This window comes from Vibrio sp. 03_296 (genome assembly GCF_002265885.1).
Map to the genome: position 1 here is coordinate 1 of NZ_NPKW01000521.1, position 663 is coordinate 663.

At 44.0% G+C, this 663-nt stretch carries 1 pseudogene; it reads left to right on the forward strand.

Features of this window, described 5'->3' with window-relative positions:
* Positions 1 to 181: 181 nt before the first annotated feature.
* Positions 182 to 663, forward strand: a pseudogene (locus tag CIK04_RS25890) (RND family transporter); the annotation flags it as partial.

The following is a 663-nucleotide window of genomic DNA, read 5'->3' on the forward strand; positions in this document are numbered from 1 at the left end:
ATAAAGGAACAAAGCCAATCTTAGGATTGGTTTTTAAATTCACACTTAGTGACGAATCGTCAAAAAATGAACTTGGAAAAACAAAAATGGGATTGATTGTCTTTGTTTGATTCCAAAATTCTTCCTCTCTTAACCAGCATTTGCTGGTTTTTAAAGAGAGATTATTGACGAAACGTCACAAATGGAGAGTGTGATGAACCATCTTCAGCAGTCAACCAATGAACGCACTTCACTGCTCGCGTTCTCAACGCGGTTCAGTTTTTGGACCCTTATCATCAGCCTGATGGCCATTGTCGCGACAGCAGGTGGGGACAAAAATCTCTATTTTCGTGGGGATTACAATATCTTTTTTGACGGCAGTAATGCTCAATTACAGGCCTTTGATGAGATTCAAACCACCTTCGCGAAAACGGACAACATCGCGTTAGTCTTAGCACCTAAAAGTGGCGATGTGATTTGACCAGCGCACACATGTACTCAAATCCAAGAAATGACGGAGCAAGCGTGGCAAGTGCCTTATTCAAGCCGTGTCGATTCGCTTGCTAACTACCAACATACCGAAGCGGTAGACGATGATCTGCTGGTGGAAGATCTTCTTTATCAATCGTACCCACTCACAGCGGAACGCATCACCAAGGTTCGTGCGGTCGCGATGTCAGAGCC